13 protein-coding genes, 3 tRNA genes and 1 pseudogene are annotated in these 13,650 nt (G+C 47.0%); 8 read left to right on the forward strand and 9 right to left on the reverse strand.

The features are described from left to right. The first annotated feature begins 95 nt into the window (after positions 1–95). Both G1ANC_RS01915 and G1ANC_RS01920 read left to right on the forward strand, forming a co-directional pair. The gene (locus tag G1ANC_RS01915) at positions 96–557 is read left to right on the forward strand and encodes a dCMP deaminase family protein (protein WP_129693345.1); all 462 of its coding nucleotides are present in this window, start codon (positions 96–98) and stop codon (positions 555–557) included. 89 nt (positions 558–646) lie between these two features. Beyond that, positions 647–720: transfer RNA gene (locus tag G1ANC_RS01920), tRNA-Met, on the forward strand. 53 nt (positions 721–773) lie between these two features. Here the strand turns inward: G1ANC_RS01920 and G1ANC_RS04205 are convergent. Next, the gene (locus G1ANC_RS04205; protein WP_256371594.1) at positions 774–908 is read right to left on the reverse strand and encodes a hypothetical protein; all 135 of its coding nucleotides are present in this window, start codon (positions 906–908) and stop codon (positions 774–776) included. A 145-nt stretch (positions 909–1,053) separates the two neighbouring features. On the opposite strand from G1ANC_RS04205, the gene G1ANC_RS01925 reads away from it, so the two are divergent. From G1ANC_RS01925 to G1ANC_RS01935, 3 genes are read left to right on the forward strand one after another with little or no spacing between them, the layout of a single operon-like run. Then, positions 1,054–1,767, forward strand: coding sequence for a hypothetical protein (locus tag G1ANC_RS01925; protein WP_129693346.1), 714 nt, complete (start codon positions 1,054–1,056; stop codon positions 1,765–1,767). Beyond that, positions 1,764–2,039, forward strand: a complete 276-nt coding sequence (locus G1ANC_RS01930; RefSeq protein ID WP_129693347.1) for an ATP cone domain-containing protein — start codon at positions 1,764–1,766, stop codon at positions 2,037–2,039. The genes G1ANC_RS01925 and G1ANC_RS01930 overlap by 4 nt, the downstream gene beginning before the upstream one ends. A gap of 9 nt (positions 2,040–2,048) precedes the next feature. Next, complete coding sequence (locus G1ANC_RS01935; RefSeq protein WP_129693348.1) at positions 2,049–3,425, forward strand: NAD(P)/FAD-dependent oxidoreductase; 1,377 nt, start codon at positions 2,049–2,051, stop codon at positions 3,423–3,425. Between the two features lie 51 nt (positions 3,426–3,476). Here G1ANC_RS01935 and G1ANC_RS01940 read toward each other — a convergent pair. From G1ANC_RS01940 to G1ANC_RS01950, 3 genes are all read right to left on the reverse strand, one after another. Further along, a tRNA-Met gene (locus G1ANC_RS01940) sits at positions 3,477–3,554 on the reverse strand. Between the two features lie 29 nt (positions 3,555–3,583). Continuing rightward, on the reverse strand, positions 3,584–4,060 hold the full coding sequence (locus G1ANC_RS01945; protein WP_129693349.1) for a septum formation initiator family protein: 477 nt from the start codon (positions 4,058–4,060) through the stop codon (positions 3,584–3,586). A 55-nt stretch (positions 4,061–4,115) separates the two neighbouring features. Further along, entirely contained in the window at positions 4,116–9,248 is a 5,133-nt protein-coding gene (locus G1ANC_RS01950) for a leucine-rich repeat domain-containing protein (protein WP_129693350.1), read from the reverse strand. A gap of 110 nt (positions 9,249–9,358) precedes the next feature. On the opposite strand from G1ANC_RS01950, the gene G1ANC_RS01955 reads away from it, so the two are divergent. Beyond that, positions 9,359–9,434: transfer RNA gene (locus tag G1ANC_RS01955), tRNA-Ile, on the forward strand. A gap of 173 nt (positions 9,435–9,607) precedes the next feature. Here the strand turns inward: G1ANC_RS01955 and G1ANC_RS01960 are convergent. Together G1ANC_RS01960 and G1ANC_RS01965 are read right to left on the reverse strand one after the other, a co-directional pair. Next, entirely contained in the window at positions 9,608–9,814 is a 207-nt protein-coding gene (locus G1ANC_RS01960; protein WP_129693351.1) for a hypothetical protein, read from the reverse strand. 92 nt (positions 9,815–9,906) lie between these two features. Further along, positions 9,907–10,533 (reverse strand): hypothetical protein, encoded by a 627-nt coding sequence (locus G1ANC_RS01965; RefSeq protein ID WP_129693352.1) that lies wholly within the window; start codon positions 10,531–10,533, stop codon positions 9,907–9,909. A gap of 63 nt (positions 10,534–10,596) precedes the next feature. Here G1ANC_RS01965 and G1ANC_RS01970 point away from each other — a divergent pair, with 63 nt between their 5' ends. Further along, positions 10,597–11,850, forward strand: a complete 1,254-nt coding sequence (locus G1ANC_RS01970) for a Mur ligase domain-containing protein (RefSeq protein WP_129693353.1) — start codon at positions 10,597–10,599, stop codon at positions 11,848–11,850. Between the two features lie 4 nt (positions 11,851–11,854). Here G1ANC_RS01970 and G1ANC_RS01975 read toward each other — a convergent pair whose 3' ends face one another. Continuing rightward, the gene (locus G1ANC_RS01975) at positions 11,855–12,196 is read right to left on the reverse strand and encodes a nucleoside triphosphate pyrophosphohydrolase family protein (protein ID WP_129693354.1); all 342 of its coding nucleotides are present in this window, start codon (positions 12,194–12,196) and stop codon (positions 11,855–11,857) included. A gap of 48 nt (positions 12,197–12,244) precedes the next feature. After that, on the reverse strand, positions 12,245–12,580 hold the full coding sequence (locus G1ANC_RS01980) for a hypothetical protein (protein ID WP_129693355.1): 336 nt from the start codon (positions 12,578–12,580) through the stop codon (positions 12,245–12,247). Positions 12,581–12,688: 108 nt separating this feature from the next. Between G1ANC_RS01980 and G1ANC_RS01985 the strand changes: the two genes are divergently transcribed. Beyond that, complete coding sequence (locus tag G1ANC_RS01985; protein WP_129693356.1) at positions 12,689–13,432, forward strand: TrmB family transcriptional regulator; 744 nt, start codon at positions 12,689–12,691, stop codon at positions 13,430–13,432. Positions 13,433–13,461: 29 nt separating this feature from the next. On the opposite strand, the pseudogene G1ANC_RS04010 reads toward G1ANC_RS01985, so the two are convergent. Next, positions 13,462–13,650: pseudogene (locus tag G1ANC_RS04010) on the reverse strand (tRNA (guanosine(46)-N7)-methyltransferase TrmB); the annotation flags it as partial.

The following is a 13,650-nucleotide window of genomic DNA, read 5'->3' on the forward strand; positions in this document are numbered from 1 at the left end:
GTTGATCTACATTTCATGATATTTGATTTTGATAAACAATCTTGTATGATAAGGATAGTATTATACATTAATTTTGTAAAAAAGAAGGAAAGATTATGAATATTCGTAAAGATCGTTCCTCATGGGACGAGGTGTTTATGGAGATGGCACAGGCGATTGCTAAACGTTCACCAGATCCAGATTATCAAGTTGGGGCGATTATTGTTACTCCACAAAACACTGTAGCGGGCGCTGGCTATAATGGCGCACCACGGGGAATTGATCAAGATTTAGTACCATGGGATAGCGAGGACAAGCATTTTTATGTCGCTCATGCTGAAGCCAATGCTATTTTGAACGCTACGCAGGATTTGCATGGTTGCCGGATTTATGTCATTTTGTATCCGTGTTTTGAATGCATGAAAATGATTATTCAAACCGGTATTAAAGAAGTGATTTATCTCGATGATTCCAAATTAAAAAAAGGTAACCAGAAGTTTGTTTGGTCAAAAAAACTTGCCGATGAGGCTGGCATTAAGTTGCGTCAGCTCGCGCTATCGCCAGTGGAACCTTGTTAAGGAAATGGTCGCGCCACTAACATCTAGAGCGCGACTTTTACTTTTTGACTTTTGGAATTAAATTTGCTAAAATTAACAAGTCTTGTGGCAGCGTAGCTCAGTTGGTTAGAGCGTAGGACTCATAAGCCTAAGGTCACTGGTTCGATCCCAGTCAGTGCTACCAAAGAAAGCTCCCCGCCTTTGCCGCGGGGATTTTTCTTTGCGCTTAAACTGCCGCTAAAACGCAAAATCCTCAACGTCTAACAGGTCATTACGGCGATTAATAAATTCGCGCAGTTCAACCGTTGTACGCGGCCGATTCCAGGTGGCATTCTCGTTATGTAATGAGTTATTTGATTCGGTGACTTCCATTTTTATTTTTCCTTTTTGTATAAGTTAATTACTTATACTTTTAGTATAACACAAACTTGCCAAAAAAGCAATAGCTTTTTACAAAATCTTTTGACTTCGCCAGACCGCTTATGGTATAAATAAGATAAGGATTATCAAGACAAACATGAATACTCTCATCGCTGTTAGCATCATCGCCCTGGCAGGACTTATCCACGCTAGCTTTCAGTTAAGCGTTAGTATGGCTACATCTCTATCGGGGCATGCCTTAGGACGCAAGCTGGCCGCTCGGCGCACGTTACGGCTGCTATTTAGCTTTGTAGCTGGCGCCTTCACTATGACGCTTTTGTGTGTTAGCTTCGCTAGTTATGCTATCGGTGTATTCGCGCCGCACAGTAATTTGTTGTGGATCACTTTGACTGCCGGTCTGATGATCGTTGGCTTGGCAGTTATCCTTTTTTACTATCGTAAAACCGAAGGTACCGAATTGTGGATTTCACGCAGTTTTGCCCGATTCTTGCGTAAACGCACCGCCAAAGCCAGCCTTGCCGCCGAAGCGTTTAGTCTAGGATTGACTAGCGTTGTTGCAGAACTACTATTTACTATCGTGCCAATCATTACCGCAGCCTGCGCCATCATCGGGCTGCCGCCGATTTGGCAAATCGTTGGCGCAGCAGGTTATACGCTAGCTGCTTCGCTCGGGCTGCTCATAGTTGCCCTATTGATTGGCAGCGGACGCCAACTGAGCCGCATCCAGCGCTGGCGCGAACAAAACAAATACTTTTTACAATTCGCTGCCGGTCTGGGTTTGATTATCCTCGGTTTTTATATATACGTTAATACTGTTTCCGACTTAATCATTCAGGTGAATGCTATATGAAAGTTACCGTTTTCAAACGAGGCAAACGCCCGCCAGAAGATTTCGATGCCAAAAAGCTGCGCGCTAGCCTGTACGCCGCCTGCCTTAGCGCTAAAAGCCCCGAAGGGTTAGCCCGCAATTTAGCCGATCAAGCTGCTCGCGAGGTCGAAGCTTGGAGCGGCCAAAAATCAGATATCACCACCACCGATATTCGCGCGCAAGCTGGACGATTTCTAGAACATAATCATCCTGACGCAGCATATTTATATAAACACCACAAAAAAATGATGTAGGAGACATGAATGGCGAAGAGACACAATAAATTTGATTACGATTTAATAGTTATCGGTAGCGGAGCTGGCGGATCAGCCGCTGCCACTATCGCCGCTCGCAATGGCGCGCGTGTAGCGATTATCGAGGAAGACACCTTTGGCGGCGATTCGCCTAACTGGAGCGATGTACCAACCAACGCCTTATTACACGTCGCGCACCTCTATGATCAAGCACGCCACGGCGCCAAGTTCGGCTTACGCTCTAATACGCTTGGCTACAATTATCCGAGTATTCGCGCCTGGAAAGACCTCGCCGTTAAGCGAACTGGGGCTGCCGGTAATCGCAAATTCTACGAAAACCAAGGCATTACTACCTATACTGGACACGCCCACTTTCTGTCGCCCAATGAAATTTCCGTTCGACGCAAGCACATCAGCGCCGAAAGATTCTTGGTCGCTACGGGTTCGCACTGGGTAGCTCCAGAAGTACCAGGATTAGACGAAATCCCATTTTTGACAGCGCGCACCATCTTAGAGTCGATGCGTCCACCGAAGAGCCTTTACATCATAGGTGCTGGCAGCGTTGGCGTCGAGATCGCACAGCTGATGGCTACTTTCGGTACTAGGGTTTATTTGACTGATATCGCTGCCCGCATTTTACCAAAAGAAGACGAAGAAGTTGGCGAGCTGCTAGAAGCCTACCTCAAGAAGCATAAAGGCATTACGTCATTGACGCAAACACGAACAGTCGCAGCGGTCAAAGACGGACTCGGCTACCGCGTATCATTCCTGCGCGGCGGTGTCGAAAAGTCGGTACGCGTCGAGGATATCTTGGTGGCGACTGGACGTCGGCCAAACCTTGATTTAGGATTAGAGAACGCCAGCGTCCAATACGACCCAACCGGCATCCATGTTAACGAATATTTACAGACAAGCGCTCGCCACATTTATGCAGCTGGGGATATTATCGGCAACTCTGAGCACACGCATACTGCACTGCTAGAATCGCGGATTGCTGCTCATAACCTTTTTTCAAAGAATCAAATCGCGCCAGATTATACTGCTACGCCGCGGACAACCTTCACCTTCCCAGAAGTGTCATCTGTTGGTTTGACCGAAGACGATTGTATCAAACGCGACCTCAAAATCAACAAAGCTATGGCACCGCTATCAATCATCGGCCGCTCAAATACCAGCGATTTCCGCGACGGCTTCGTCAAACTAGTATGCGACAAGAAAGGCGTTATAGCCGGCGGTACTATTGTCGCACCGAATGCTAGCGATAGCATCCACGAAATCGCCCTAGCTGTGCGGCACGGCCTAACCGCCAAAGACTTGGCAGACACGCCGCACGTTTTCTTGAGCTGGAGTGAAGCTATTCGGGTCGCTGCCAGCAAATTAGCTTAAACCAGTCAGTTAACCAAGAAAAAAGCTCAACTAGAAGTTGAGCTTTTTTCTTGGTAGCGGGGGCTGGATTTGAACCAGCGACCTCTTGGTTATGAGCCAAGCGAGCTGACCAGGCTGCTCCACCCCGCGATACGGGTACTATTATAGCAAATTACGTATCACTTCTGCAAGCGCGAAGCAGCAGTTTTGCCAGTCAGAAAATCAATCCATTGCTGGAAGTTTGACTTGTGCACGGCAGGCGTATTGCCGCGTGGAGCTGTTTTAATATACGATGAGTTATCGTCCTGGCCGTCAAGAGATTTCACTGCAGCGCTATTCTCTGGCAGTATTAGCTGCTTCTCGCCAGGATCTGCCAGACCTAACTTACTGCGCGCTTCTAACTCTTTATATTCATCGCTCTTATAATAATTTTGTTCGTATTTCAGCGTCTCTACTTCTAGCTGCGCCAGCCGTAATTGTTGTTTTTTTTCGTCAAGCGCTCGTTGGGCGCTAAAGTTCGTCTGGATCGTCGACATTGTACCCATCACCCAGCTAATCGCAATGATAATCGCCAACAACAGCACCAATCCATTAAAGTTCGCGTAATTGAACCAGATATAATGCAGTTGTTGGCGTAATCTTTCAACAAGTTTCATCTATCAACTATTATAAACCATGAGCGATAATCGAGATAGCGAGATAAAACGACTCTTATTGGCGACGACGGATGATAGCGTATACGCCGGCAGCGCCGCCTAGCACCAACACGCCAGCACCGATAATATAACCGTATAGGCTATCGCCAGTTTCAGATAAGCGTCCGCTGTTAGCGGTAGTCTTGCCATTCTTTGCTGGAGCTCCAGGTTGATTACCACCATTAGCTGGCGTAGTATTCTCCGACCGCTCATAAATTATAACCGGATCGTCGATAACGCCGTTAGCGGTCTTATCCATATCGCCAAAGCCGCCGTCGGTAATTGAGTATTCAACAATAGTGCGTTTGCCATCGACTGATGTTTTGAATGCGACTTTCTCGGTAATATCGGTAGCATTAGCGCCATTAATACTGTACTTGATTACTTTTAGGCGATTAACTTTGTAGATACGCGATAATTCGAGAGTAATTTTGGTAGTATACCCAACCGCTGGCTGCGCATGTCCGTCACAGTTGATCGTAAACTTGGCCGAGCCCTGCATCTGATAGCCAGTCGGAATATTTTTCGGCTGCCCTACCGCGGTAGCGTTTTTGATGTTGTAGCATTTATCGCCTGAGGTAGACAGCGTAATATTGGTATTGTTTGCTTGGCGAATTGTTTGCTTATTGACAAAGGTTTGGACAACAATCGCATCTAGGCGCGCCTGAAGGTTTGTCTTAACGGCTTGATCCTGTACTTTATCGACTAGTGTTCGCGCATGCGCTATAGACTGAGCAGTTTTCTGGCTTTCAGCATCGGCAACAGCTGCCTGCGCGGCCGCCTGGGCGTCAGCTTCTTTCTTCTGAGCGGCAGTAACTGCCGAATTGAGCTGCTGTATCGCGGAACTAATATCAGCTGGCGTCGAGCTAACAGTGGCCTCAACGTTCTTGGCATGCTGCAAAGCAGATTTGACTGCAGGATCGTTTCGGATATACGCTGGCTGCGCTTCCGCCCGAGCAATCACGTCGCGCAAAGTAGTCTTGTCTGGCCGCAAGGCATCGAGAGCCGCCTGCAGCTCTGACGCCGCCGTTTGCAGGCGCATCACTGATACTGAAGCGTCATTGTAAACTTGTTTAGCTTGCTTAATTTTAGCCTTTAGCGCATTGACAGTGTCAGCGCTCATACCAGTCATATCTACAGCCTCAGCTTTAGTAATAAGTGTGCCAAGCGTTTGTTTAGCGTTGCTGAGCTGCTGCGATACAGCATCAAGACGCACCTGCAGAGCAGATTTAACCGACGCGTCCTGGACAGCGTCAACGAGAGTTTGAGCCGCCGTTATCGACTGTGCCGTTTTAGCACCTTCTGCTGCCGCAACCGCATTGGCAGCAGCCATTTGAGCATCAGTTTCTTTCTTTTTAGCAGCATTAATTGCCGACTTCAAATTATTGACAGCTGTGTTAACTTCTGCTGGCGTTGGATTAGCCGCAGCATAAACATTTTTAGCATGTTGCAGGGCAGTTTTAACCGCTGAATCGTTCTTGATATAAACTGGCTCTTTGTCAGCATCCGCTATAGCTTTGGCTAGCGCTGTCTTATCAGTTTTGAGGTTATCAAGAGCTGATTGCAATTTGGTTTTGGCTTCAGTGAGCTGCGCCACAGTTGACTCTTGGTCGTTATTGACTGCTTTAGCTGCAGCAATTGCGGTATTCAAAGCAGCAACAGTCTCGGCCGCTAGACCATCCGTCGGCGTGTTCTTCGCCTTGTCAATCAATTTCGATAAGGCTGTCCGCGCATCGGTAATTTCCTGTTTGACGGCGTTGAGCTCATCTTGCATCGCTGATTTCTTGTCTGTATCCTGAACGTGCGCTAAAAGTGCCTCTGCAGCGCGAATATCAGCAGGCGACTTACTGTTTTTTGCCTTATCAACCGCTGTCCGTGCGGCCGCTTGAGCTGCCGTTTCTTTAGCTATTGCGGCGTCAAGTGCTTGCTTGAGATCGTTTGTCGCTTGGCTAATTTCGGCAGGTGTCGGATTTGGTTTAGCAACAACGTTTTTCGCAGCTGACAGCGCACTGGCTACCGCCGCATCTGCTTTGATATAATCTGCAGAGTTATTCGCGCGATCAATTTGCGCTTGGAGCTGAGCTTTATCAGCTTTTGGCAGCGTTGCAGACACTGTTAGTTGACCGTTGAATTGGGCGGTAACAGTGCCAACTGTAACATTCTTAGCCCAAGTTGCTGACAACTCATGAGTATTATTATCATAAATTGGCGAGACAATTTTGACACGACCAGCCCCATCATTAGCCAAATCAGCGCTGTTGGTTATAGCAACAGCCGTACCCGATACATCTTTGAGCGGCGATGCAAACGGCGTTGTATTTGTACTCATACGGACACGCTGATTAGAAACGTCAAGCTTAGTTAATTTAGTTAAGCGGCCCGCAAACGACATATCGCTAATATTACTGCGGTCTGCTTGCAGCGACGTTAATTGCGTCATCGCGCCAATACTATTCAGATCGTTATCGGTTAACGAGGTTGACGATACTTGGAGAGTCGTTACTTTAGTAAGTTGCTTTAGAACTTCGCTATGCACTAACTGCGGCGTACCATTATCAGCACCAGACAACTGCAATGTCGTCAAGGTGCCCGCACTCTTGGCAAAATCAGAAATATCAAACGCTGTCGATTTACTATCTACACTTACTTGTGTCAAATGCGTCAGATTAGCTAGCGGCTTGGTCGAAGCAATCGGATTACCAGACGCTAAAAGTACGCTTAAGTTAGCCAAATGCGCCAACGGTTCGATCGACGCGACTTTGTTATTTGTCATTGTCAACTTGGTCAATTTTGCTAACGATGACAAAGGCGCCAAATCAGCAACTTCGTTATTGTCGATCTTCAGCTCTTGCAAATTAGTTGCCTTCTCGAGGCCTGTTAGATTTTTGACTTTGACACCGCCGTCTACGGTAAGTTGCGTCAACTGAGCTAGCTCGTCCACTGTGATATCCTGAGTGCTCGGACGATTGCTATCAAGCGTTTTATTGATAGCTGCCTTGAGGCCAGCATCAGGAATATTGACAGTTACTGGAGGTGTCGGCGGAGTCTGCCCGCCCGTCGCATCCATCAGCACATTAACCAGAGCACCAACATTTACCGGTACGCCAGCTTTAACAGTTTTGCCTGTTGGGTCAATCGCTTGCGCTACGTCGCTAGATAACGGTTTACCTTTATTGATAGCTGGGCTACCTGGTTTGAGATTGTAATTGCTCTTTTTGTAATCGTTATTATTTGCTGCTTCTTTCACGAAATACGGATTATTTGCTCGCGAGCCAAAAGTATCAAGCGAATGCGCATCGCGGCCGTCAATCGAGTTCGACAATTTTGGATTATTCGCGATATCAGAAGCTCTGCTTATAACCGTATCGGTCTTTGAAGGAATCTGTTTGAAATCCCACACCGACAAATTTATATCGTCTGACTCGTTACGGTAATATACGTTATAATCAAACCCTTTGAGCATATCGTTGGCATCGACATACGGTCTATTTTGATCATTCTGAGATCCTTCAACACGCAGTGAATATGCGCGCTGATAATTACTGCCAGAAAGATCCTCTGTTCGAGCTAACGGCCGCGAAGATACAATGTTGTTATACAATTCAACGCCCGAAGTATTCCAATCCAGATCCAGTCCCTGCGACCAGCTTTCGTTAGCTACACAGGACCCGCCTTTCCAATAATTGCATCCGTCAATACGACTGTCTTCAAATATGTATATTGGCCGATAAGTGCGAGATATGGTATTGTTATACACCTTAACATCGTCGCTGCCAGCTACGCGAATGCCCGTACCGGAGCTCTCGATTATATTAGAGGCAATTATACCATTACCAGAAACCTCATACATGATAGCAAGCGGAGAATTAGTAAAGAAGTTGCCAACGATTTTCGTTTCTACGCAACCCTCGTCGCACCAAAAACCAATCATACCTTCGCTATTAGCGTTGGCAGCAGTAGAATACGCTTTAGTGTCGCGAGAATAATCAACAATATTATTGCGGAATGTGAAATTTCGCGTATGCGTAACTTTGATATCAGCCATCGTACAATAAGCTCCACAGCCAATCGTCAAGAAACCTTCCGCGTTGTTGCCATACAGCTCGCCGTTAGCAAACGTTGTACCATGGGATTTGTTAGCCCCAACTCCCGAGCCGCCATTATCTATCGCCTTTACGCCGCGCGCCGTCGACGACTCTGCCTTGTTAAAGAACAGGCCTTGGCTTGCACTTTGGGTGACAATCATATCTTGAACTAGCGAGCCAGATCCATTAATACTCACCGCAGTTGGACCCGAATAAACCCCTCTGTCAGCGGCAGGATCGTAAGGATCCTTAAAACCCCAAACCTGAACAGGCGAATACTGAGCAACGTTAATGCCTTTCACGGAAACGTTTTTGCCAGTACTAGTGAAAGCTCGCGCCCGCTCTGATATCTCGGTTACGCCGCTAGCTGGATTCTTGCCAATATAATAAGATATCGCATCTTGCTGGCCAATATTATAGCCGTCTGCATTATTGTTAGGGGTTTTGAGCGTAGTAGGAGTGTTGTCTTCGACATAAAAAGTATTACTGCCAGGTGTCACCTCTGCTTTGGTTTTAACCTGCTTTAGCGGCTCATCGTTAATGAAAACCTGTTCTGGGTAGGCCGCAGCACCTTCAACGCTTGGATTGGCATTTGTGGTACAAACATGACAGAAGTTGTGATAATTCCCAGTTGTTTTCCATATGCCATTTTCACTAGTCCATGAATTTACGACATCGCTGCCCTTTAGCCAAACTTCTGCCCCCGGCGCCGCTTGAATAGTCACATTATCGCCAGAGATGAAAAAATGCGGTTCACGATAAATACCCGACTTCGCGACTACCGTGCCGCCATTACTAATAGAGCTGAGAGCTTTCTTGAATGTAGCGTACGGCGAACCCTCGGAACCATTACCTGAGGTGTCGTTGCCATTCGGCGCTACCCACGCGACATTACTCGTTGGGACGGTGTAATTGGTTTTAATAAAAGAGTACTTTTTGTTAAGCTGCGACGCCTGAGCTCGCGGCAAATTCACCAGCACCAAACTTAATGCCGCAATGAATACGGTTATTCCAACGCCAATACGGCGATATTTATATTTGATATTTCTCCTGTGTATTTTCATATACTCCTACCTCATTTGGATTATATACTTGACATAGTAGCATAAGCAAATCAAGCCAGTCAATAAATAATCTGTACGTCACAATGATTTTACGCTATAATACCAGCAATGGGGGCGTAGCTCAGGGGTTAGAGCAGCGGGCTCATAACCTGTTGGTCGTTGGTTCGATCCCAACCGCCCCCACCACCATAATCAACCACAGAAATCAAAAAACCTCCCTTAGGGTAATCGGGGAGGTAATTTTGTGCACCTGTTTGTTTACATATCTAGAGTAGCAAACTTACTATCTAAACGCAAGCACTTCGCCACCACAAAAAACCCTCAGCTGACAAGCCGAGGGTTTTAAAAAACAGCAAAATTTATTTCTTCTTAGAAACTGTCAGAAAGCCATTGCGCGGGTTTTCTTTAACGACGCGGTCCTCTGGCAAGTCGCACGGCTCGCCTTTTTCGTTTTTCTCTACCTTAGTGAAAAAGTAGATGGTTTGCGGTTTGCCGCCGCGAAGTGTAACTTCAGTTTTGTGTAGATAATAAGTGACGCCCTTTGAATTCGTGTGCTTGTAAGCCATTGTTTTATACCTCCTATTAGTATTGGTTTACATCTGTTAGCTTATCGTAACCTGCATTGAGTGTCAACACTTTACACCCCTAGTCGTACCAGTCAAGCAGCTCGATATTTATAGCGCAATAATAGGTGTAATATTACAAGGCTAATCAAACGCAGTACTATAACTACCAAAATCACTACCGCCAAAACTATCGACCAGCCAGCAAAATCAGGCGTCCAAAGCGGCGACGTATATTCGTGGCGGTATAGTTCAGTGTTGGGCAATTCTGGGTCTTTGAGTTTGTCAGAGGTGGGATATTTTGATAATTCGTTAACAAAGCATTGAATATAAGCCATCGACCAGCCGCTATATTGCGGGTGGCAAACTGCTTCAGCCTGAGCATGAACTCTTGCGTTCTCGGACGACGCCGCCGAAGCTCTCTGGATAGCCGCTTGCGAGTCGCGCTCATACTGATGCTGTAGATAAATCACGCCGCTGCTGGCATTCATATGCGTGGTTGAGTAACGCTGCAAATCTTGCAGACGATTAAATATTTGTGTTTCGTTGCCTGATTTGTCAGCTGTCGCCACAGCACTGCGGCGCTGTATCATGCCAACATTATTAATACGCAAAAAAGTTGCCGCTACAAAACACACCAGCACAAACAAAATCAACAGCTGCCAGGTCTTGACTCGCTCAAGACGCCGAAGATTTCGCCTCGCCGCGCGTTTATCAGCCATTATTCCCGCCCTTCATTACTTAATAGTATACCACGAGCAGCTTGATTGCGTTATAGTAGAAGTATGAATATTTATTTCTCTGGCATTGGCGGCGTCGCTATCGGACCGTTAGCTGAATTAGCTCATGACGCCGGACATAGCGTACAAGGCTCGGACGCGCACTCGAGTCTAGAAACTAGCGAATTAATGCAGCGCGGCATTGTCGTCACTAATGACCAGTCTGGCGATTACCTAGAATACTGCCATAAGCAGCGCCGTATCGACTGGCTCGTTTACACCGCCGCCTTGCCCGCTGACCACCCAGAACTAGTGAGAGCGCAAAAATTAGGCATTTACACAGCTAAGCGCGACGAGCTGCTGCGCTACATTATGAGCGAAAAGAACCTCAAGATGATCGCTATTGCTGGCACTCATGGCAAAACAACAACTACCGGTATGATGATTTGGGTGCTGCGCCAACTCGGCGTCCCAATCAGTTATTCAATTGGCACCACTATCAGTTTTGGGCCGAGCGGGCACTACGCGCCGAACAGCGAGTATTTTATATATGAGTGCGATGAATTCGATCGCAACTTCTTGCATTTCAGCCCATACCTTTCGCTGATTACTTCTATTGATTACGATCATCCAGATACATACCCAACTCAAGCCGCTTATACCAGAGCTTTCCAACAATTTCTCGGACAAAGCGAACTATCTATTCTCTGGAAGAAGGACACTCTTACCGGTTTAGAACCAGTTAATAAATCTTGGGTACTCAAAGACGAGGAAGTTAAAAGTTTTCGCATTCCAGGCTGGCATAATCGAGCCAACGCCACGCTGGTTGCCAAAGCCTGCGAGCGGCTAAAGCTGGGTAATCCTGATATCGTAAAGGTTGCCGTCGAGAATTTTCCTGGTACGCAGCGGCGATTTGAACGCTTGGCGCCTGGACTGTACTCCGATTATGGCCACCATCCAGCCGAAATATATGCTACGCTGCAGATGGCGCACGAAATATCCCGTGAAGTAACTCTTGTTTACCAGCCGCACCAAAATGTCCGCCAGCACGAAATTCAATCAATGTACACAAATGAAGTTTTTCGCTACGCTGACAGCGTATATTGGCTGCCGACATATTTGACGCGCGAGAATCCGGATTTACCGATACTGACGCCTGCAGACTTAACCAAAAACCTCACCCGCCCCGAAGTACATATTGCCAGCCTCAACGATGATTTGTGGAAGTCTATCATGCTTGACCGCGAGTTAGGCAAACTAGTCCTCTGCATGGGCGCTGGCACCATTGACGAGTGGCTGCGGCAGCATCTGAAGATTTAGAGTTTTACCGATTATCGCCGCTGCCATGCAGCTGGCCGCGCTGCTGGCGACTGGCTAGCTTTTCGTTATTAAGCCGCGCCACCTCTTCCAAGCTAGAGCCGAGCAAATGCGCCGCCGAATTGACATACCACAGGACATCACCCAACTCCTTGATAATTTCCGCGCGATCATCGGCAGTTAGTTTGCCCTGCTTGTCGCGGATTAGTTTTTTGAACTTTTCCATCACCTCGCCCGACTCGCCAGCCAAACCTAGTATTTGCGCCATCAAATCAGCGCTGATATCGCCGTAGGCGTGATCGCTCGTTAGCGTTGAAATAGCTTTTTGCGAATAATCTTGAAAATTCATGTTCCCCCTATCTATTGTTTGTATTATAGCAATAATTGCTATCTTGCACTATTCAGCGTAATCCTGATTATCCGGCTGGCCGTATATCTCTAAGAGAACAACCAGTCTACCCATTTCCTTTCGACACTCTGAGTCTCGTAAGATTTCTTTGATTTTCTCTAGAAACTCTGGGTCTCGTAAGACTTCTTTGGTGTATTCATCAATAATTTTGCGAAGAATACTACCTATAGTCTCTTCTCCTTCGCTCATCAGTACTTCTTTACACAAGACATCAAACTGTTCCCCAGGCACACCGCGAATCGAAAGAGTACGCGCACTTTCGCCCGTCAAGACACTTACGCTTGAGTCTTTACTACCCGAATCAAATCTTTCAATATTTGCCATAAAATTCTCCTTTCGTTACCAGCAAATCATATCGTACCGCTGCTGCCGATTCCAGACAAAATGGTTGATTTTTTATGACAATTTTGTTTTTTATGCTATATTACAGATATGGATTTTTCGATTATTGGCTTGTCTATTCGTGACAAACGCGTATACGAGGCGCTGCTGGCAATTCCTAATAGTTCGCTGCGAGCCATCGCAGAAACAACAAATATTAACCGCGGCAGCGTCTATGAATCCATCAAAAGCCTACGCGCAGCCGGACTTGTCAACAGCGTCACCCAAGGCAAACAGCTGCGCTATCGCGCCGAAGATCCAGCTGTCTTGGCAGAAATTTTACGCGAGAAGCAGCAAGTTTTACAGGTAGCCAACCAGCAGCTTGATCAGTACATTGTCCACCTGCGAACCGCAAACAAAATCGCCGAAACCCGGCATATGGCGGCATTTTACGAGGGCGACGAAGGCTTGGCAAATATTTTGCGCGATATATTGAGTACTTGCCGCCTGCAAAAGGTTAGCCTGTACCGCGTAATTTCCTCGCCGCGCGTCAGCCGTTATCTGTACAACAACTTTCCGAATTTTAGCCGCGAACGCGCCAAACGAAACCTACGAGTACGCGTCTTGCGCTACGCCAAGCCCCTGCGCGCGACAACAGGCTTGGCGGATAGCCGCTACTTAGCCGGGCCAAAACTAGACGACGGCTGCTACACAATATTGTATGCCAGTAAAATGGCTATTATTACCCTGGACAAATATAACTCTATGCACGGAGTAATTATCGACAACGCCAGCCTAGCCTCGGTGCAAACGCGCCTGTTTGACATTGCTTGGCAGGGTGCTAGCGAGGGTTAACCCGCGTCCACTGGTACGATAGCACAACATCAACGCGTAGCTTTCACAAAATTAATCGCCTTGCCCTCGTTCAGCCATCGCTGCTCGTATGTCGTCATGATTTTGTATTCGTCGTCCAGAGATGATTCGTGCAGGTCGAAGCTTAGCTCTGTAATTTGCCATTTTTCTGCCACCAACTGCTCCAAGCTCCAGCAGAAAAAATCGCGGTCGTCATGCTT

The organism is Candidatus Nanosynsacchari sp. TM7_ANC_38.39_G1_1 (assembly GCF_004138385.1).